We start from the raw sequence: 20,544 nt of genomic DNA, 5'->3' as shown, positions 1-20,544 counted from the left end.
GTTAACTATAACTAACTTTTTCATTAACTAGATGAAAAAATATAAAGAACAAAGATTACTTAGTAACAGGCTTTCACCTTTGATAACTACCGGCTGCTAATTGACAAGCATCAGCCGCCGGTAGTGTAATTTTTATCATTAATAGGGGTATCTGTAAAATATAGTTTGAAATGCTATATCCTACCAACTATTATATATGCTCTACGTCAGGAAATTTAACCTGTACTATGTAGGTTCCTTCAAGTTTTACCTGCCATGACCACCTTGGATTTATCGAGAATGTTGCATCGGCTGGAAGACCAGGAACTGGTTTAACAAACTTGCTTGGAATCCTGTAATACATTAAAAATCCCCAATCAGTTGTAGGCGTTACATATTTCGCCAATGGAAAAGGAGCAACTTCGAAGTCGCAGATCATAGCTGTATCATTTTTTAAAACCGGGTTAAATTTAGCGTAGTTTTCAAATACCGGCCTATCGCCCCTTTGTATGATCTCCCCTATTTTAGGATTAAACGGCACACCATTTTTATCTACTATTTTCAATATAACCCTTGCTCCGTCGGCTGAGATTCTTGTACAGGTGATTACCGGGTTTTTTATACCCGTTGCAACACCGGTTACATCATTAAAAGCATTATCAACACCGTCAGTCTTTGTAAAAAGGTCATCGGTAGTAGGATCAACAACATTAATATTTGCTAATGACGGGAATAATTTAGTACCGGTAGGGTTTTTAAATTGCACATCAAATGTATACTTACCAAGCGGTAAGTGTATGGATGCCCTGTTAAAAGTTAATTGCCCGCTCACTTCGTTAAAAGACATAGGGGGTACTGTTTTAGTTTCCCTTTTTGCATTAAGTTGTGCTACTGTTGTATCTGTTGCGGCATCAAAAGATAAACCGTCCTTGAATACCACTATCTCGTAGGGAGTGGTAAACTCTTTTGGAGCAGGGCTGCCATCTATGCCTCTTAAATTAAGCATTTTAAAGCTATATGGCGGCGTTGAGCCGTCCGCATTTATCCTGTCAGACTGGTACAGGATCAACCCACGTTTAGCTTCCAATTCGTTATTCTTATAACGAATAGCATCGCTTTGAAAACCATTCGGGACTTTTTTACAGGCAACAACACTTCCTAAAAGCATTATCCCAAGAATATATTTTTTTGCTTGCATATAATTTGTTTTTTAGATACAGATTGTATAAACATATACGTCATACAATCTGTATTAGTTTGTTGTTTAATTAATTACCGGTTGATTGTGCATTGAAAAACAAACGGTGGTGGCCATCTAAAACATGTACTATCCCGGTAGTGGTAATAATACCAGAGGTTTGGCAATCAACCGCCAAATCTTTTTCAGCATCGGGAATAGTGCTTGGATCAAGCTGCTGATCGTCCCTTGATCCCGTTACCCTGATGTAATCAACATAATCAACATGATCTACATAGCTGCTATAGTCAAACGCTCGCCTGAATTTTATCTCGTATTTTACGGCAGAATTTGGCTGTCCGGGTTTTGCGGGGATTGGGCCAAGCAAACTATCATACAACTTGCCTGTTAAAGTGATCTGATCTCTGTTTATCTTACCTGCAAACATGTAGGTTTTTAAAGAATCACTTATTTCTTTTACCGGCAGATCCTTAATACCGAAATCGAAATTTTCATTATTACCATGTTCAGGTGTCTGTGACTCTATAAACTTTTTGGCTGCTACATATGGTACAATACCGTAGTTGGTTGTTGCAAAAAAGGTAATATTACTGTTAACCACATCCTTTAAGCCTGCCCTGTCAATCATTCTTACCAATGAATCAAATTGGGGCTTTGATTTAAGGAAATCGTACGTTGTCATATTAACATGTGGGTCACTTACGCCGCCATCGTTTTTATAACCATCTTTTTTACACGAAGCAATTAAAAAGGCCGCAAAACATATACATAATATACTTATATATTTTCTCATGATTTTCTCTTGTTGTTTAGTACTATACAATTTATTAAACTTTACCAAGCCAGTATTTAGTTTGTTTTAATGATGGGTTTTGCTGGAATAAAGCAGGATCAAGCGGCCAGTAATAACCTTCAGCCTGGAATCTGGTATCTTGCAACCAATCCACATGATTTTGATATTCCCTGGTTCTTAACAGATCATAAAATATCTCACCTTCCAGGTAAAACTCTTTACCACGCTCAATACCATATTCATAAAAAACATCAGCCAGCGTCCAGCTATCGTCTATTAAACTCGGGTTTTTATCATTTCTCATCCTCCAGTTATTTATGATCGTAATTGCGGTAGCCTTATCCCCTCTGTACAATGCTATTTCGGCTTTTAAAAGTACAAAATCACTAAACCTGAAAATGATCATGTTATTGCTCAAATACGGATCTAATTGTTGAGCAAGGTTTCTGTATATAATGTTGTTATACTTAATACACATCGGCTGTGTAGTTCCAACAAGTGCAAAATTATTTTTAAAACGTATATCCGTTGATCCGTCACCATAATGCTCGTTTAAGTAAGCTGGAACCACAAAATCACGCGGGTTGGTTGTACCTTGATTTATGTAACTCTGGTTTAAAAAGTTTATTCCGATACTTCCGTTTGAGCCTTCAAGTGTGTTCTCGCTCATATTAAACTCAAATATGCTTTCTGATGTTCTGCCAACAAAAATACTTTTGTACTTGCTGGTATCTACAAGTGCATACCCTCCACGAGACATTAATGCATTAATTGTTGTATCGGCACTGGCAACATCGGTAAGGTTTGCTACTGGAACAGTTGGTGATGATACATCAAGCATTGTTGCTCTCCAAAGGTATAAATGAGCAAGTAGTGCGTACACTGCACCAGTGTTAGCTGTAACTTTTGCATCACCTACATTGGCGTAACTCCAGGTTAACAAACCTGCCGCTTTATGACAATCATCTTCAATAAGCTTCATTACGTCGGCTTTAGGGCTTCTTGGTAATTGAGGAGCATTAATTACATCATCGTAAGCCTCAGTAACAATTGGAACATCGCCCCACACCCTAACCATCATAAAATAACTTAATGCTCTTAAAAATAAAGCCTGACCAAGGATGTTATTTCTGAAAGCAGTAGGATTATCTTCAGTTGACAGCTGATCATCAGTCATTTTCGACACGTTTTTAATAACGGTGTTAGACATTGCGATGGCTTTATAATAATTGGTATAGTTACCCAAATTTTGCAGGTTATATTGAAAAGTGTAATCACCGCCCTGTATACCTTCAAGCCCATCGCCATTATACTGAATAGTAAAATAATTTTTGGCCACGGCCTCGCCGTACATATAATACCTATCATTGTAGCTGTTTGCAGCAGCACGTAATAATGAATAGTTACCCGCAATTGCATAACGTGCATCATTCGCATTCTTCCAGAATACTTGCAGGTATGTTGAGTTTTTAGGCACTTGTTCCAGTAATTTCTTACATGAACTTAAGCTTATAAAAACCAGTATACCACAAAATATGCTTAATTTTTTATATGTATTTCTCATCGTTATTTCTTATTATAGATTAATTTCAAAACCTAATGTGTATTTACTTGGTATCGGATATCCTCCGCCACTGTATTCACCATAAGGGTTTACAGCTTCCGCATCCGGTAATTTTTTAGATTGCTGGAACATTTTCACGTTATCGGCAACACCGTATATCCTAAATTTGCTTAATCCAAGTGTTTTTAAAACATTCTTAGGGAAATCATATCCAACGTTTACACTCTTAATTCTAAAATAGCCTCCTTTTTCAAGGAAAAATGTTTGGGCACTGGTGTAATAATACCTGTAGGTTCCTATATCATATTTAGCATAAGTTGCATTTGTATTAGTAGGTGTCCAGATATTAATCTTGCTCAAATCTGGTGTTGAATAGGCTGCAAAGTTGTTTACAGCATTACCATCCTGTGAGTTTGCAAACCTGTCAGAGTCATATAAGTTCAGTACATCCCTGTCGAAAGTGAACGTACAGAAAATACCCAGGCTCCAATTTTTGTAGTTGAAGTTGTTTGTCCAACCACCAGTATATTTAGGGTTCGGGTCTCCTGATACTTTTTTATCTGGGTTTATACCACTATTAAAAGTATCTATAAAATAATCTCCATCCAAATCGGCCACATGAAAATCACCTGCCTGGTATGTACCATTACCATTTCGGAACTTTTCGCCTGTTAGCGGATTTTGAGGAACACTTGCATCAGTTGGGAAAACGCCTAAGGTTTGGTACAAGTAAAACGCATTTATAGGGCTACCTACTGATAAAACGTGCGATTTATCAAACCTGTCGCCACTTAAAACTAAATCCCGGCCACCGTTCGGTAAACTTGTGATAACGTTTTTGTTGTAAGAGATATTTAAGCGTGTACCCCATCTGAAAGCACCACCAAGCGGATTGGCTGATAATGTTAACTCAACACCAGAGTTACGCACACCTACTGAGTTAGTATACGCCACATCATAACCAGTGGTTACAGGCAAATTTACACCGAAGAGCTGTAATGAATTCTCTTTATCGTACACGTCAAATTGCAGCCCGTATTTACCGTTTTGTATTTCAATGTCTGTACCAATGTTCCATTGTTTTGAACGCTGCCAGCTCAAGTTATCCTGGGCCGCGCCATCGTGAAAGTTAGGGGTTACAGCTGTTACTCCATTATATGAAGTAGCACCGCCATTTCCATCGAAACCACCGTTATTTACGCTGTAAAGGTTATACTGCAAATAATTTTGATTTGGCAAGCTACCAGAAGTACCAATACTACCCCTTAATTTCAATAGGGTGAAAATATTGTCTGGATTATCCTTCATGAATGACTCTTCTGATATTAACCATCCAACTGATGCTGCCGGGAAAAAGCCCCATTTGTGATTTTTACCAAAACGGGATGATGCATCTGTTCTTGCACTTACCGAGAATAAGTATTTACTATCGTAGTCATAAGACAATCTTGAGTAATAAGACAATAAACCGTAGGCCTGGTAATCAGAACTGGCGCTAATTTTTGATTGCTGGAAACCATTAACAACCTGAATATTATCTGACGGACCGTTAGAACCTGATGCGATAGTATTTTGAAATTGGTTATAATTAATATCCTGCCCAACAATAAAGCTTATCGTATGTTTTTTAAATACATTATTATACGTTAAAAAGGTTGACGTAGTTACAGCAATGGAGTTATCGGCATAGCTATAAGAATAATTACCCTGACCATTTTGTAACAAATTGCTTTGGCTTAAATCCCTGCGGTTTGTATTATATAAATATGATGACTGTGAATTAAGCGTAAGGTGTTTAGAAAAATCGTAAGATAAATTCAAATTGAAAGTAAATTGATTACCTATATTTTTATCTAAATTTTCGCTGTAAGCACCTAAATAATACGCCTTTTTGTCAGGATCTAAATTCAATAACGATGAAGGCATATTTCCTGCCCCAAGACTTATAGGGCTGGCATTATTGCCATTACCCCTGGCATTATCAGTACGTGCGAAGGCTATTAAAGGGTTAATAGTTAGTTTACCATTAAGCGCATGAGAAATAAGGTTCAACCTGGTTGAAAACCGCTTAAATCCTGTAGCTTTTATAATACCCTCCTCATTGTAATAACCGGTGCTAAAACGATAGCTTGAGTTTCCATTACCGCCACCGCTCATACTAAGGTCGGTATTGTTAATTTTTCCTGTTTGATAGAAAAGGCTCTGCCAGTCGGTATTGCCGTTAAAGGCCGAGTTTAAACTATCTGTTAAGATGTAAGGAAGTTGGGTCTGATCGGCATAACTCAGCTGGCTTTGCAAAATGCTCATTTTTTGTCTGCGTTCTGTAGTACCCAAGGTTACGTCCCTTAATTCTGGGCGTTGAGTAATACCAACGTATGAACCTATAGTAACACGAGGTTCGCCAGATACACCTTTCTTGGTAGTAATTAATATAACACCGTTGGCCGCTCTTGAACCATAAATTGCCGCAGCCGATGCATCTTTCAATACGTCGATGGTTTCAATATCAGCAGGGTTAATACCTGCCAGGTAGTTGGCGCCTGTACCAGCACCCGGGCCTACATATTGTTCTGTTGGCTGAGGTACACCGTCAACAACATATAAAGGGCTGTTTACAACGTTGTACTCGTCATAACCACTACTAACCAATGAGTTACCCCTTACTGATACTGTAGGTGTTGCACCTGGCTGGCCAGAAAAGTTTTGCACGTTAACACCAGAAAGCCTACCCTGTAAAAGTTGGTCAAAACTTGCAGATGGCAAGTTGGCAAGTTCTTTTGCCGAAATACTGGAAATAGCCGCTGTAGATTTCTTCCTGGCAATTTTCTGATAACCAATAAGTACAACTTCGTTCAACGTTTGCTGATTTTCCTGAAGTATTAATGTTACTGTGGTTTTCTCACCCACTGTTAGTTCGAAGGGTATAAAACCTACAGTTGTAGCCACCAAAACGGCACCTGGTTTAGTGGTTTTGATGGTAAATTCTCCTTTTTCATTTGTAGAAGTCACGTTTGTAGTACCCTTTTCCGTCACTGTAGCGCTTGCAATGGGTACATTATCTTTATCTACTACTTTCCCCTTTATAAAAGACTGAGCAAATGCGCTCCAGGGAATTAGCCAACAAAGAAAAATGCATACAATCAAGAGTTTCCTGTAGAATGTAAAAGTTTTTGTCATAATTAATAGTTTTGTGTGTGAACAGTGTTAATTAATAAACTCAAATATATATTTCAAGGGCCGATTATTTACTCATTATATTATCTCAATTTAACATTATATTAACCAATTTTAACATTTTTTAACAGTTCAATTATTTAGTTTATAGTATTTTATAGCACATAAAAATCCCTGTACACCTATCGGTATATTATAATATATTATTAACAATCATAGATATAATAACCGCGTCGAAATGTATTTTAATATTATACCGACGCCAGTTTAGTACAGACCGTTATGGTCTTATTTTACATCGGGCAATCAACAGATCATAGTAAACATTTTAAACCGAGGCCGCTGTTTACTACCCGATGTAACTATTATTCTACCGCAACTTCCTGGTAGTTTCTTGCCGGAGGCTCGGCTTTTAACAAGTGCCTCACGAAAAAATCACGCTTTTTTTGCCGGCCATAAGGTCCGCCATCCGTATGCCCTGCTCCGGGAACGGTTAACAAATCAAAGTCTTTATTATTTTTTATCAACGCATCTGCAAAACGATAGGTTGACTCTGGCGGAACATTGGTATCGGCCTCACCTACTATAAGCATTAAACTGCCTTGTAGTTTAGCCGCATTTGTAATATTTGATTGTTGTTCATAATGCGGCCCAACCGGATAGCCCATCCATTGCTCGTTCCACCATTGTTTATCAATGCGGTTATCATGACATCCGCAGGCAGACACCGCTGCTTTGTAAAATTCGGGGTGAAAAAGCAGGGCGCCTGCGGAATTTTGTCCACCGGCAGATGTTCCGTAAACACCTACACGGGTTATATCAGCTTGCGGATATTTTGCAGCCAGGGCCTGCATCCATAAAATCCTATCAGGAAAACCGGCATCGGCAAGGTTATGCCAGCAAACATCATGAAAAGCTTTTGAACGGTTTGCCGTTCCCATGCCGTCAATTTGTACTACTATAAAACCCAGTTGGGCTATGCTTTGCATTTCATTTATAGCTGAAAAGCTTTTTGGCACAAATGAATCCTGCGGACCAGCATATATATTTTCAATTACCGGGTAGCTTTTTGTAGCATCCATGTTGGCCGGGCGATAGATGACGCCCCAGATATCTGTTTTTCCATCGCGTCCTTTTGCAACAAAAACTTCTGGTAGTTTTATACCGGTTGCCAGCAGGTCATTCAAGTCCTGGTGTTCCAGTTCGGTTATTGTTTTTAGGGTTGCCGTATTTTTAAGTACAACACGCGGGGCAATATTAACTTCAGAATAGGTATCTATATAATATTTTCTATCGGGCGAAAAGCTGATACTATGGTTCCCTTTTTCGGGGGTAAGATCAACCAGGTTTTTACCATCAAACCCGATGCGGTAATAATGTAAAAAATAAGGGTCTTCGCCTTCATTTTTACCGCTTGCGTTAAACCAGATCTCTCTTTTTTTAATGTCCACGCTATCAATATCCCTTACCACCCAGTTACCTTTGGTAATAAGTTTTTGATTACCAGTTAGCTCATTTACCAAGTAGGTATGGCGCCATCCGTCTTTTTCGGTAACCCATATTATTTCATGGGTTTTAGGTAAATAACGGGTATAAATTCTTTGCTCGTAGATAAAAGTGTTTGTCTTTTCATCTATAATATTGCGTGTTTTGCCGGTTTGTACATCAACCTCAATTACGCGGAAACGCTGATGGCCTCTGTCTACCTTTTCGTATGTAAAATACCTGCTGCTGCCATCCCGCCAATGCAGTGCCGGCACACCAAAAAAGTCGAGCTTTTCATCGCCAACTTTTAGCTTGCTTTTATCGGCAATGCTAAATAAAAATGGTTCGTAGGTAGTAAACTCGTCGCCAGGCTGATCATACTCGTGCGATTTTAGCTGACCGCGGGTTGTTCCCGGTACAGAACTGAGCACATAATAAACAGGCTTAATTTTGCGTGGATCGATGTGATACGCAACAAGATGCTTGCTATCCGGCGACCACGAGATCTCGCCATAAGGTTTATCTGCATTACCATCTGTAGTAAACTGAATTTCTGAATTATCTTTTACCGATTTTGCATAAATATTACCACCTTTTACAAAAGCGGCCCATTGCTTATCTGGCGATAACGAATCATTTAAAGCGCCTTCCCAACGGTAGCGGCGGCGCTGCAATGGCCGGGTAGGGTCGTAACTTTTAAATGTGGTATCGGTAGACTTTTCGCAATGGTAATCATCAAGGTTGCATTTAAACCAGGTATCGTTGTATTTAAGCTTTACCTGTTTTTCGTCGGTATCATAAAACAGCTGTGTTACCCTGAATTTATTTGCGGGTACAGGCTTACCAAGAACGGCGGCTATAGCATCGGCCATTTTTTTTGTATCAAAGGCTTTATGTTTTGTACCTTTTTCGGCATCAACAAAATAATAATCGCTCTGGTTGTCGGCCACCCTTTTGCCGTACCAGAATTGCTTGCTGCTTGTTTGCCAGTTTGGCCTGATGCTGTAATTAAGCGGCAGTTTTTTCCACGCCGAATCGAGCTTATTGACATTGCCATACGTTTGCACAACCTGCGCATGGCTGGGTAAATATGGTGTAACCCCACCCTGCTGCGCATAACTGCCACCGGCAGTAAAAACCGCAATAATTAAAAGGGAAAATAGCTGCAAACGCTTACAAGACATATTGATGACAATTGTATTCACTAAAATTAAATAAAAAACCTACCCTTTATTTGCAATAAATTACCATTTATTAACCTCTAATTATCCATTTACTAACAAAACACCCCTAATTATGGTAAAACCATTTACCATAATGAACTTTAGCAACTTTTAGGGAGTATGTCCTTAGTGTATAATTCCAGTTAAGCTTTGGTGAATTTTATGCTGCCTCAGCTTTCTTTTGCGTAAGGTTAATAAGGTAATAAACGGGGATACCTGCCAGCGTAATGGTTAATCCCGGCCATGTATAAGCAGGTTTGTATTTGATAAGCAGCAGGCAAAACGCAATACCCATTATAATATAAATTATGGGCAATACCGGATAGCCAAATGCCTTGTAAGGCCGTTCGGCATTGGGCATTTTGCGGCGTAAGATGAAGATGCCGATGATGGTAAGCACATAAAAAACTACTACCACGAAGGATATCATATCCAACAGGTCGCCGTATTTGCCGCTCAGGCTCCATAAACAGGCAAAAACACATTGCAGCCATAAACCAAAACCGGGTACCGAGTTTTTATTGAGTGTACCTACCTTTTTGAAAAACAACCTGTCTTTAGCCATGGAGTAGTAAACCCGCGCGCCCGACATGATAAGCCCGTTGTTACAACCAAATGTAGACACCATAATAAGCAAGGCAATAATTACCGTACCCGAGCTGCCAAAAATTTGTTGCGAAGCAGTTACCCCCACCCTATCCTTATCGGCAGTGGCTATGTCATGTAACGAGAGCACGCCGGTGTACATGATATTGGTTAGTATATATATAACCGTAACTATAAGCGTACCCAAAGCCAAACTTAAACCGATGTTCCTTTTCGGATTTTTTATTTCGCCGGCTATAAAGGTTACGTTATTCCATGAATCGCTACTGAAGATGGAGCCTACCATTGCCGAAGCTATGGCACCCAAAGCAGCTATAGTTGTATAGGTTGATATGCTGCCATCGGCCTTTAAACTGTGCATGCTCCAGGCATTCTCCCAGTTTTGATGCCATACTGATGCCTTTACCGCAAATAACCCAAATACAATTAAACCAAGTAAACTCAGCAGCTTGGCCATTGTAAAAATGGTTTGCACTATTTTACCACTGTTTACGCCACGGGTATTAATATAGGTTAACAGCACTATAACCAGTATTGACAGCAGCTGTGCCGGCGATATGGTTATAAAACCCAGGTTAAGCGCCACCAGATCTTCGCTTAGCTGCGGTATTAAATAGGCGGTAAACTTGGCAAAGGCTACCCCCACCGCTGCAATGGTTGCGGTTTGTATCACTGTAAAAAAGCTCCATCCGTATAAAAAGCCTACCAGGGGATTGTATGCTTCTTTCAGATAAACATATTGACCACCCGCCTTTGGGAACATCGCACTTAATTCGCCATAGCTGAGGGCGGCCGTGAGGGTCATAAAACCGGTTATCAGCCAAACAAATAATAGCCAGCCGGCGCTGCCCACATTCCGGGTAATATCTGCGCTTACTATAAATATGCCCGAGCCTATCATACTGCCGGCTACCAACATAGTAGCATCCATTAACCTTAGTGAGGGCTTAAAAGAGGTATTATTATCCATATAAATATATGATGGGGATCTTTTTTAAAATTTGATTAATAATGAGGGGACTGTTATTTATTAAAATCGTAAAATTTCCAGCTTGTTGTAAAATCCTTGGTTAATGGCTGGTTGGTTAATGTGGCCCTTACCATTTCAATGGGGATAAGGTTCTCTTTCATTACCGCATCATGGAATTGCTTATAGGTCATTTTTCCGCTGCCAACCATTTCCTTTTGCAGGGCTGTTAGCTGTAAGCCACCCAGCAGGTAAGCCACCTGGTAAAGCGGACTATATCCTCCTTCAAACGAACGCCTTACTTCGCCGGCTGCGTTAGCTTTTTCATGCCCAACACGATCAACCAAAAAGTCTATGCATTCCTGCGGAGTCCATTTGCCCAGGTGGTAGTTAAGCGAAAATATGATCCTGGCACAGCGGTGCATCCTCCAGAATAGCATGCCCACCTTTTCTTCGGGTGTTTTGGCAAAGCCTTTTTCGTAAAGTAATAGCTCCCAGTATAAAGCCCAGCCTTCAACCGCAAAAGGGGTTTCAAAATCTCCGCGATAAGCTTTATAGCGGCTATTCATAAAATATTGCAAGTTGTGGCCCGGAATAAGCTCATGCTGCACTGTACCGCGCGAAAAGTAAGGATTGTTGCCGCGCATGCTCATCAGCTTATCTTCAGCTTCCATGCTATTTGTTGGATACGAGATACTGATCTCTTTACCGCCGGTAAAAAACGGGTTTACCAATTGCCGCTGTGGCGACATCATAACCATGCCCCATGTTTCTTCGGCAAGGGGTGGAATAGTTATCAGGTCGCGCTCTTTAATAAAGCTGAGTGCATCGTTATATAGCTTAACAATAAGTTCAGGTTGATGGCCTACGGGTACGTAGCTGTTCTTTACTTTTTCAAGTGCCTTTTTCCAATCGTTGCCAAAACCCATTTCCTGCGATGCTTTCAGCATTTCTTTATCGCACCAGGCAAATTCCTTATTGGCTAACTGTATAAGTTCTTCGGGTGTGTAAGGGATCATCTCGGCCCTTAACTGGCTTATCAACGCATCACGACCGATAGGCACACCTTTAATGCCGCTGTTATCAGGCTTTTGGGTAGTGTTTACCTTTCCTTTTTTAAGGACAAGTACGCTGTAATCCTGCAAAGCATCGTTTACCGCTTTGTAAGGTTCGGGCACCCACCAGGTAAATGCAGGATCAAAGTTGTTATAAAAACCATAAAAATCTTTCAGCCTGTCTTTTAAACCCAGCAAAGCATCACGCAGGGTTTTGGCAAGCGGCATATCAATGCTTTGAATCTTTTTGTATTCGGCAGTATCTGCTTTTATCTGCTTCAGAATATTGTTTAATTCTGTAGCTACCTTTTCGCCATCAACAAATGTACCGCGACGGCGCAGTTTTTCTAACGAATAGATGCCGTCGGCGCAGGTGAGGTATTTTGTGATCTGACTATATTGCTCGCCTTCTTTTTTCAGGTCGCCAAGATCAAAGTTGATCCTTTTTTTAAGCAGGGTAAAATCTACCTTGCCGTAGATGCTCAGGGCTGCAAAATCTGTCTGATCTAATCGTTTCAGGTAATCGTTATCAACTTCAATCAACCGCTTAAGCTGTTCGGGCGAGTTGAGCACGTTTAATTTGTATTGATACTCGGAACGTTCATTTACGCTGTATGGCGAGTAAAAATCACGTACGGCGCTTACATCGCGGCCGTATTGAATAATGGTACCGGCAATTTCGCTGCTTTGCTCGTAAAGATTGGCGGCGGCGGTTTGCGCTGTTGCATTAAACGCGCAGAAAGTGATACATGACGCCGAAAGCAGCGCGCACGAAAATTTAAGTGTTTTTAGCACAATTAATTATTTAAAGGGTAAGGGAGTGTAAAAGTTATATCAAATACGTTTTATTTTAGCTTGCTACCCTGTTAAGGCTGATAAGATTATTATTGTATGATTCCAGGTAACCGCGCGGCGAATTGCCGATAACAAACTTAAATACGCGGTTAAAGTTGGTGATGCTCTTAAAACCGCATTTGTAGGCTACGGTATTAATACTTTCAAACTTATGGGCAATGAGTTTTTTGCAGGCTTCGTTAACCCTTATCTCGTTAAGAAAGGAGATAAACGTATGCCCGGTATGCTTTTTAAAGTAACGGCAAAAAGATTCGGGCGTCATAAAGGCTACCTTGGCCACATCTTCCAGCGTTATCTGTTCGCTGTAGTGCTGCATTATAAAGTTATATATGTTACCTATGCGAATCCCTTCGTTTTCTGTAATACCGGGCAGGTTACCGTATGACGAAAGCGGATCTAACTTGTATTTGATATTGGTTAGCCCTTTAACCAGGCTAAGGAACTGAATAAGCTGATCTGGGCCGAAGGAATTTTTAAGGCCCATCATCAATTCTGTAATATCATCAGCAATGGCATGTGGTATTTTAAACCCTTGCTGATGCTGCTGCAAAAACATTTTGCTTGATTTTAACTCGGGCAAATCAAACATCGAGGCTAATACTCCTTCAGGATTAAAAAAGATGGTTAAAGCTTCTACCTGCTTATCTGAATTGGGAACAAAGTACTCGGGATTACTTTTAAATACATGGGGCAGGTTGGCGCCCAATACAAATATATCCCCGGCAGAGTAGTCGTGCATGTTATTACCCGCTATTAAGGTACCTTCTCCGCGCTGGATCCAGGTGATCTGTACCTCCTTGTGCCGGTGCAGGTAAGGGTAATGATACGATTGACTAACTTTCTCGGCAATTACGCTCTTATCGTGCGTCACTGGAATAGTAAATTGTAAAACTTTCATCTGTTTAATTTGTTAATCCAGCCTTAATTTACAATTACTTAACTCAATTAAGCAATAATTTAATCTAAACGGATAAAATACGGTTATCATCTGATAATTTATTGAACAGCAAGGGCAATAAAATCAGAAAAATGACGTAGATGTTAACATTTTCACCGACACGCTACTCCTCAAAAACCACCAGCAAATTAAATCTCAAAAAGGTTACACAATGCACTTGCAACACACTATATAATATGTGTAATTTTAACATTCATTTTTTCGTTATTACCTTATAAATACACATATCACATAACGTTAAATCAAAAAGTGTTAAAATGTTGCTATCTCCTGCAAATTATCAACAATAATTAATAGGGGTGCGGGAGTAATTTTATAAACTGATTTATTGTTGTATATAAAGCGATATTATGTTAATAAACAAGTGGTTAAAATTTAATTTATGCGCGGCGGTAGTTTTATCGTCTGCCGGGCTGGTACATGCGCAATCATACGTGCCCGAGTGGAATGATACCCGGATGAAGGTTAAAACCCAGGTACCTATTAAGGCCTATACTTTTGATTTAAAAGATGTGCAATTACTGGAAAGCCCGTTTAAACAGGCCATGAAGGTTGATGAAGCCTACCTTTTATCTATAGAGCCCGATCGTTTGCTGTCAGCATTTCGCGCGCACTCGGGTCTAAAACCCAAGGGCAGGCAGTATGAAGGCTGGGAGTCATCGGGTTTGGCTGGGCATACCCTGGGCCATTACCTGTCGGCTATATCTATGCACTACGCCTCAACCCGCGACCCTGAATTTTTAAAACGCGTTAATTATATAGTAAGTGAACTTAATGAATGCCAGGTGGCCCGTAAAACCGGTTATGTTGGCGCCATACCTAAAGAAGATACCGTATGGGCAGAAGTTGCCCGCGGTGATATACGCTCGCGCGGATTTGATTTAAATGGCGGCTGGTCGCCGTGGTATACGGTACATAAGGTTATGGCCGGCTTGCTGGATGCTTATTTATATACCAATAACAAACAGGCGTTGCAAATATGTAAAGGCATGAGCGACTGGACAGGAGAAACCATTAAAAACCTCGACGATGAAAAGCTGCAAAAAATGCTGCTTTGCGAATACGGCGGCATGGCCGAAACTTTTACCAATTTATACGCTATAACCGGCGAAAAGAAATACCTCGATCTGTCTTATAAATTCTACGACAAAAAAGTGTTAGATCCGCTTGCACAAAAGCAGGATATTTTACCGGGCAAACATTCCAATACACAAATACCTAAAATAATTGCAAGCGCCCGCAGGTATGAGCTTACCGGCGATACAAAAGATAAAGCCATTGCCGATTTCTTTTGGGAAACAATTGTAAACAACCACTCCTACGCAACAGGAGGCAACAGTAATTATGAGTACCTAAGCGAGCCAGGCAAACTCAACGACCGCCTTACCGAAAACACTACCGAAACCTGCAACACCTATAACATGCTTAAGTTAACCAGGCATTTATTCGCGGTTGATCCTTCGGCCAATTTGATGGATTTTTACGAAAAGGCTTTATATAACCACATATTGGCTTCTCAAAACCATGAAACCGGGATGATGTGCTACTTTGTACCGCTAAGGATGGGCGGCACAAAACATTACAGTACCCCGTTTGATGATTTTACCTGCTGCGTTGGCTCGGGCATGGAAAACCATGTTAAATATAACGAGAGTATTTATTTCAGAGGTGCCGATGGCAGCGTTTATGTTAACCTGTTCATCCCATCGGTATTAAACTGGCGCGAAAAAGGGGTTACCATTAAGCAGGAAGGCACATTCCCGTCAAGCGATCATATTGCGTTATCCATCAGCACATTAAAACCGGCTACGTTTGCCATCCGCATCCGTAAACCAAAATGGACCAGCAACGCCACGCTTACCGTTAACGGCAAACAGCAAAAAGTTACTGCCGATGCGCAGGGCTACCTTGTTTTAACCCGCAAATGGAGCAATAATGACAAGATAGAATACACCACACCAGAAACCATTTATACCGAAGCAATGCCCGATAACGCCAACAGGCGCGCCATGTTTTATGGCCCGGTGCTATTAGCAGGTGTTTTAGGCAATACCGAGCCCGATCCGCTTAAAGGTGTACCAGTACTGGTTACCAGCGAAACCGACCCTGCCAAATGGCTGCAAATGGTTGATAAAAAACAACTAAGCTTTAATACAACAAGCAGCTCGCGCCCCGAGGAAGTTAAGCTTATTCCTTTTAATCAAACCAAAAACGAATATTACTCGGTTTACTGGGACGTTTTCACACCCGAAACATGGGCCGTTCAGCAAAAGGCTTATGACGAGCAAAAGAAAAAACAACAGGAACTGGAAGCCCGCACCACCGATATTTTACGCATAGGCGAAATGCAGCCCGAGCGCGATCATAATTTTGTAGGCGAAAATGCCATCACCGGCGAAGATCACCAGAAGAAATTCCGGTCGACAGAAAACGGTGGTTACCTGGCCTACGAGATGAAGGTTGATGCCAACGCGCAAAACACCCTCATTAATACCTACTGGGGCATGGATAACCGCGGCCGCATGTTTGATATTTTGATAGACGGCGTAAAGCTTGATACCGAAGATTTGAACAAATACAAAGAAAGCCGCTTTTACGACATCAGCTATACCATTCCTATTGAACTTACCAAGGGCAAACAAAAGGTAACGGTTAAGCTGCTGCCTAAAAAAGATAACAGCGCTGGTCCGGTTTATGGCAGCCGCATGGTTAAAAACTAAACAGATAACATACAAAGAAGCTATATCATGATAAATAAAAGAAAAGCGGCAATTGTGCTAACCCTGTCCATAACCGGGTTTGTGAGCCAGGTATTTTCGCAGCAAAAAGATTATCCTATCCAGCCGGTGGCTTTTACCAGCGTGCATGTAAATGATAATTTTTGGCAGCCAAAAATGGAGGTTAACGCAACCGTTACCATCCCCTATGTACTTGCACAATGCAAGGCCAATGGCCGTATGGACAACTTTTTAAGAGCCGGAAAACAACTGGATGGCGACAAGCTAAGCGAGTTTCCATTTGATGATACCGACGTTTACAAAGCAATTGAGGGTGCATCCTATTCGATGCAAAACAAAAAGAACCCAACGCTTGATAAGTATATCGATACCCTGATCTCCATCATCGGCAAAGCGCAGGAACCGGATGGTTACCTGTACACCTTCCGTACGGTACATGCTAAAAAACCGCATGAGTGGATAGGCGACAAACGCTGGGTAAACGAAGAAATATTGAGTCATGAGCTTTATGATTGCGGTCACTTATACGAGGCTGCCGTGGCGCATTACCAGGCAACTGGCAAGCGTACGCTGCTTAATATCGCCATAAAAAATGCCGATCTGCTGGTTAAAACTTTTGGTCCGGGTAAAATTGAAGAGTATCCCGGTCACCAGATTGTGGAGATAGGTTTATCAAAAATGTACCGCGTTACCGGCAACAAGCAATACCTTGATCTTGCCAAATTTTTCCTTGATGTACGCGGCCCTAAAGGCGATGCTTACAACCAGGCCAATAAAAAAGTGGTTGACCAGCACGAGGCCGAAGGCCACGCCGTGAGGGCAGCCTACATGTACACCGGCATGGCAGACATTGCCGCTTTAACCGGCGATACCAAGTACCTTACTGCTATTGATGATATCTGGGGCGATGTAGTTAACAAAAAACTATACATCACTGGCGGTATAGGCGCAACAGGTGCGGGCGAAGCTTTTGGCGATGCTTACCAGCTGCCCAACATGTCGGCCTATGCAGAAACCTGCGCGGCTATCGGCAATGTGTACTGGAACAACCGCATGTTTTTACTGCACGGTGATTCAAAATATATCGACGTTTTAGAGCGTACGCTTTATAACGGCCTTTTATCCGGCGTATCACTAAGCGGCGACAGGTTCTTTTACCCCAACCCGCTGGCTTCTATGAACCAGCATCAGCGCAGCGCATGGATCAGCTGCGCCTGCTGTATCAGTAACATGACGCGCTTTTTGCCGTCGTTACCGGGTTACGTTTATGCCAAAAACAAAAACGACCTGTATATCAACTTGTTTATGAGCAACTCCAGCAATATTAAACTAACATCAGGTAATGTAAATATTGTACAGGCAACTGATTATCCGTGGAAAGGCAAAGTAGATATTACTGTTAATCCGGATAAAGCCGCGCCATTTACCCTGAGGATCAGGATTCCGGGTTGGGCTAAACAACAACCTGTTCCCGGCGATCTGTATACCTTCGCTGATAAATCGGTTTTACCGGTGATATTATCAGTGAATGGAAAAGCTACTTCGTTTGTTACCGAAAAAGGTTACGCGGTGCTTAAACGCAACTGGAAAAAAGGCGACAAGGTTTCCCTGCTTTTACCAATGGAAACCGAAAAAGTACTGGCCAATCAGCAGGTTAAAGACGACAGGAACCGTTTTGCATTTGAACGCGGCCCTATTGTTTATTGCCTTGAAGGGCCCGACAATAAAGACAGCCTGGTACAAAACATCATGATTGATAAAAGTGCCATTGCCGATGCCAATTACCACGCCGATCTGTTAAACGGTGTAGACGTAATAAGCGCCGAAGGTAAAAGCACCAAAAGACAACTCAACAGCGATAGTCTTTTAGAAAGCAATCAGCAGGTAAAAGCCATCCCCTACTACGCATGGGCAAACCGCGGCCCAAGCGAAATGACGGTTTGGATACCTTACAATACACTGGCGGCAAGGCCAAAACCGGCGGCAACCATTGCCAGTACCAGTACGGTAACTTCATCATTACGCAACAAACGGATGTTTGCGGCTATTAAGGACCAGTATGAACCCGCCGATTCAAAAGACACCAATTTCCCTTATATGCATTGGTGGCCTGCCAAAAACACCAACGAGTTTGTGCAGTATAATTTTGATACCGAGCATACCGTAAGCGAATCAAAGGTTTATTGGTATGATGACGGACCATGGGGCGGCTGCCGTATCCCGGTATCATACAAAATACTTTACAAAAAAGGCGATCAATGGATCCCGGTAAAAAACACAACGCCTTATGACGTGAGCAAAGACAAGTTTAACATTGTTACCTTTGAGCCCGTTAATACAACCGCTTTGCGCATGGAAATCCAGTTATCTGTTGACAATTCAACAGGGATACATGAATGGGCGGTTAAATAACCGGCAAACATTTTCGGCGAAGCACATATTATAAATTATAAAAATCCACCATGTCTGTAAGTTTTTCAGAAATAAGTAAAGAAGAAATAGCCCAGGTAATGCAGCTTTCACACGCCGCATTTGAAGAATATCAAAAAACCACGCCCGAGCAAAAAAGCCTGTTCCTGGAAGCAATAGCCAACGAAATTGAGGCTTTGGGTGATGCACTTATCAACAAAGCATCCGAAGAAACCAATCTGCCTGCCGCCCGCCTGAACGGCGAGCGCGGGCGTACTACCGGGCAACTGCGTATGTTTGCCCAAATGCTGCGCGAAGGCAGCTGGGTAGAGGCCACCATTGATACCGCCATGCCCGAAAGGGCTCCCCTGCCCCGTGCAGATCTGCGCAAAATGCTGATCCCCCTGGGGCCGGTAGTTGTTTTTGGCGCCAGTAACTTCCCCTTTGCTTACTCTACCGCAGGAGGCGATACCGCAAGTGCACTTGCAGGTGGTTGCTCAGTTGTAGTAAAGGCCCACCCTGCCCATGCCGAAACATCTGAAATGGTGTATAGCGCCATTAAAAAAGCAATAGCCAGCTGCAACATGCCCGAAAATATTTTTCAGCATGTACACGGTAATTCATTTGAAACAGGCAAGGCTTTGGTACAGGCCGATCATACGGCAGCAGTAGGCTTCACCGGTTCAACGGCTGGTGGCAAAGCTTTGTATGATTATTCATCGCAAAGGAAAAATCCTATACCGGTTTTCTCTGAAATGGGAAGCATTAACCCGGTTATCTTACTGCCCGATACTTTACAGCACAACGCTAAGGACCTGGCAAACCAATACACCGGTTCTATCACTTTAGGAATGGGCCAGTTTTGCACCAATCCCGGCTTAATGATAGCCATTGAAAGTGAAGGATTACACGAGTTCATCAATCATTTAGGTGCAGGCATTGAGGCCGTACAACCTGCTAAAATGCTGCACGCGGGCATTCATACCGCTTACAACAAAAAAAGCCATGCAGCGCTTGATCAAACCGGTGTAACGCTGGTAAAACAAGCCGCTAAGGAAGCAAATGATATCGAAGCATCACCGGCCATAGCATCTGTAAAGGCTGATGTATTTTTACAAAACCCGTTATTGCACGAAGAAGTATTTGGTCCTTATTCCCTAATGGTTATTTGTGCCGATGAGGCAGAACTTACGGCTGTTTTAAAAGCGGTAAGCGGCCAGTTAACGGTAACGTTAATGGGTACCGATACCGATTTTGCCAATCATCCTGCTTTGATACAGGTGCTGCCGTCAATTGCCGGTCGTATTTTATTTAATGGTGTGCCAACCGGTGTTGAAGTATGCAACAGTATGGTGCACGGCGGGCCTTCTCCTGCCACTACCGATAGCCGCTTCACTGCTGTTGGCATTAACGCGGTAAAACGCTGGGTACGCCCCGTATGCTATCAAAACTGCCCCGATAACATCCTTCCTCCTGCCCTTCAAAACGCCAATCCTTTAGGAATTTGGCGCATGACGGATAATGAATGGAAAAAGTAGAT

At 41.7% G+C, this 20,544-nt stretch carries 11 protein-coding genes; 3 read left to right on the top strand and 8 right to left on the bottom strand.

The genetic code is table 11. The features are described 5' to 3' along the window. Positions 1–190: 190 nt before the first annotated feature. The 8 genes from BLS59_RS06100 to BLS59_RS06065 form a co-directional block, all read right to left on the bottom strand. Positions 191–1,177 carry a DUF5007 domain-containing protein gene (locus BLS59_RS06100; protein ID WP_091146219.1) on the bottom strand — a complete coding sequence of 329 codons (987 nt, stop codon included), beginning with the start codon at positions 1,175–1,177 and terminating at the stop codon, positions 191–193. Positions 1,178–1,247: 70 nt separating this feature from the next. Next, a complete protein-coding gene (locus BLS59_RS06095) occupies positions 1,248–1,970 on the bottom strand; it encodes a hypothetical protein (RefSeq protein ID WP_091146216.1) in 723 nt (240 codons plus the stop codon). Positions 1,971–2,004: 34 nt separating this feature from the next. Next, the gene (locus BLS59_RS06090; RefSeq protein WP_091146213.1) at positions 2,005–3,534 is read right to left on the bottom strand and encodes a RagB/SusD family nutrient uptake outer membrane protein; all 1,530 of its coding nucleotides are present in this window, start codon (positions 3,532–3,534) and stop codon (positions 2,005–2,007) included. A gap of 12 nt (positions 3,535–3,546) precedes the next feature. Then, positions 3,547–6,711, bottom strand: a complete 3,165-nt coding sequence (locus BLS59_RS06085) for a SusC/RagA family TonB-linked outer membrane protein (RefSeq protein WP_091146209.1) — start codon at positions 6,709–6,711, stop codon at positions 3,547–3,549. A 362-nt stretch (positions 6,712–7,073) separates the two neighbouring features. Beyond that, positions 7,074–9,398, bottom strand: coding sequence for a S9 family peptidase (locus BLS59_RS06080; protein WP_240315157.1), 2,325 nt, complete (start codon positions 9,396–9,398; stop codon positions 7,074–7,076). Between the two features lie 178 nt (positions 9,399–9,576). Next, the gene (locus BLS59_RS06075) at positions 9,577–10,992 is read right to left on the bottom strand and encodes an APC family permease (RefSeq protein ID WP_091146206.1); all 1,416 of its coding nucleotides are present in this window, start codon (positions 10,990–10,992) and stop codon (positions 9,577–9,579) included. Positions 10,993–11,045: 53 nt separating this feature from the next. Next, positions 11,046–12,839: a DUF885 family protein gene (locus BLS59_RS06070; RefSeq protein ID WP_091146204.1), complete on the bottom strand. Its 1,794-nt coding sequence runs from the start codon at positions 12,837–12,839 to the stop codon at positions 11,046–11,048. Positions 12,840–12,894: 55 nt separating this feature from the next. Beyond that, positions 12,895–13,797 (bottom strand): AraC family transcriptional regulator, encoded by a 903-nt coding sequence (locus tag BLS59_RS06065; RefSeq protein WP_091146201.1) that lies wholly within the window; start codon positions 13,795–13,797, stop codon positions 12,895–12,897. Between the two features lie 410 nt (positions 13,798–14,207). On the opposite strand from BLS59_RS06065, the gene BLS59_RS06060 reads away from it, so the two are divergent. The 3 genes from BLS59_RS06060 to BLS59_RS06050 are packed head-to-tail and all read left to right on the top strand — an operon-like array spanning position 14,208 to position 20,542. Next, the gene (locus tag BLS59_RS06060) at positions 14,208–16,577 is read left to right on the top strand and encodes a glycoside hydrolase family 127 protein (RefSeq protein WP_091146197.1); all 2,370 of its coding nucleotides are present in this window, start codon (positions 14,208–14,210) and stop codon (positions 16,575–16,577) included. 27 nt (positions 16,578–16,604) lie between these two features. Next, complete coding sequence (locus tag BLS59_RS06055; protein ID WP_091146194.1) at positions 16,605–19,007, top strand: glycoside hydrolase family 127 protein; 2,403 nt, start codon at positions 16,605–16,607, stop codon at positions 19,005–19,007. Between the two features lie 50 nt (positions 19,008–19,057). Continuing rightward, on the top strand, positions 19,058–20,542 hold the full coding sequence (locus BLS59_RS06050) for an aldehyde dehydrogenase (NADP(+)) (protein ID WP_091146190.1): 1,485 nt from the start codon (positions 19,058–19,060) through the stop codon (positions 20,540–20,542). Positions 20,543–20,544 lie beyond the last annotated feature (2 nt).

This window comes from Mucilaginibacter pineti (assembly GCF_900101875.1).
Lineage (GTDB): Bacteria > Bacteroidota > Bacteroidia > Sphingobacteriales > Sphingobacteriaceae > Mucilaginibacter > Mucilaginibacter pineti.
Note: the sequence above shows the minus strand (reverse complement) of the source record. Positions and strands in the feature narration are given on the sequence as shown.

Excerpts from the sequence above, each read along its gene's own strand:
- BLS59_RS06060 (WP_091146197.1), top strand. The coding sequence starts at position 14,208 with ATGTTAATAAACAAGTGGTTAAAATTTAATTTATGCGCGGCGGTAGTT.
- BLS59_RS06050 (WP_091146190.1), top strand. The coding sequence starts at position 19,058 with ATGTCTGTAAGTTTTTCAGAAATAAGTAAAGAAGAAATAGCCCAGGTA.
- BLS59_RS06100 (WP_091146219.1), bottom strand. The coding sequence starts at position 1,177 with ATGCAAGCAAAAAAATATATTCTTGGGATAATGCTTTTAGGAAGTGTT.
- BLS59_RS06055 (WP_091146194.1), top strand. The coding sequence starts at position 16,605 with ATGATAAATAAAAGAAAAGCGGCAATTGTGCTAACCCTGTCCATAACC.
- BLS59_RS06065 (WP_091146201.1), bottom strand. The coding sequence starts at position 13,797 with ATGAAAGTTTTACAATTTACTATTCCAGTGACGCACGATAAGAGCGTA.
- BLS59_RS06085 (WP_091146209.1), bottom strand. The coding sequence starts at position 6,711 with ATGACAAAAACTTTTACATTCTACAGGAAACTCTTGATTGTATGCATT.
- BLS59_RS06075 (WP_091146206.1), bottom strand. The coding sequence starts at position 10,992 with ATGGATAATAATACCTCTTTTAAGCCCTCACTAAGGTTAATGGATGCT.
- BLS59_RS06095 (WP_091146216.1), bottom strand. The coding sequence starts at position 1,970 with ATGAGAAAATATATAAGTATATTATGTATATGTTTTGCGGCCTTTTTA.
- BLS59_RS06090 (WP_091146213.1), bottom strand. The coding sequence starts at position 3,534 with ATGAGAAATACATATAAAAAATTAAGCATATTTTGTGGTATACTGGTT.